The organism is Stutzerimonas sp. LR2 (genome assembly GCF_055755175.1).
Genome location: NZ_JBVTRR010000036.1, coordinates 1 through 1,107 on the forward strand (window position 1 = coordinate 1; position 1,107 = coordinate 1,107).

Genomic DNA, 1,107 nt, shown 5'->3' on the forward strand with positions numbered 1-1,107 from the left:
TCTTACGTTGCTGCAAACCAGTCTGGCCTTTTCCACGAGAGCGGCCACTGCTGCATCATCCTTGAAAATGGGGTTGAAGATTCACTCTTTGAACCGATGCGGGATGCGGATTGGATTTGGTATCCGTTTATGGAAGCCCCTTGCGAGTATTACACCCATCGTTCGCAAATGTGTTTTTACCTGCGAAAAGAGCTCAACGATGACATCGATCAGCTTTCCGGTCACCGTTATCGTGCCAGCCTGAGCCCGTTTGACCTGACTGACGTCAGTGTGGATATGACCGAAGTTTATCGCGCCATTGCAACCAAAGGGGCCAGCAAAACCGCGTTCAATGGTGACCCAGTGATTGCACTGTCTTCACTGCAAAAGCGCCGTATCGCACAGGACCTAAATATTAACGCCAATCAGTTCCAACAAGTGCTGATTGACAACTTCGACTATGTAACCCGTACCGGTGTCGATTACATCCTTGTTAACAGCAATATTCAGAACTTCATGGTGAACGATAATGAGTGAATGGAGTTATAACATGCGCTGGCGTCCCAACTTTGAGGCGCTTGAAATCGCGGGTTGGGGTGTGGGGATTGCGGCCTCACTTGCGGTCAACGCCGCATTCAACATGCCTGCGGTGCCGTGCTACCTGGCTGTTGCTGTACAGGCGGCCTATGCGGCTCGCTCTGTTCCTTCTGCATGGGACATTTACAAGCACAAAAGCAGGTTGAAACGTAAGCCCAGCGTCCTGAAAATGGAGTTGGAATCCGTCATCGACATCATGATGAAATATCCCGACAGCTACCTGCTGGGGTATGGTTATGAGTGGGGGCAGCCGGAAGGTCAATTAGCGTCTGAACTCATCAAGCGCGACATCAAAAAGTTCATCAGTAAAGTGCCGGAAAACTTCATGGGTCTGGGTTGGATCCATGCGTTGGGTGAAAAACAAGAATGGATACGCGTTGCTGAAGACCTGCTGTCGCTACATACACTGGTTACGGGGACAACCGGTTCGGGAAAAACGACTTACTACAAACTGCTCATCCTTCAGGCTGCACTCAAGAAGCAGCCTCTCATCCTCATCGACCCTAAAAATGATGAAGAGCTAGCCGACTG

2 protein-coding genes are annotated in these 1,107 nt (G+C 50.2%); both read left to right on the plus strand.

Annotated features, from left to right (window positions below; all coding sequences use genetic code 11):
* Window positions 1–516: hypothetical protein (locus ACVRRC_RS21825; RefSeq protein WP_472997551.1), on the plus strand; the 516-nt coding region annotated here is incomplete at its 5' end.
* A 13-nt stretch (window positions 517–529) separates the two neighbouring features.
* Window positions 530–1,107: FtsK/SpoIIIE domain-containing protein (locus tag ACVRRC_RS21830; protein ID WP_472997552.1), on the plus strand; the 578-nt coding region annotated here is incomplete at its 3' end.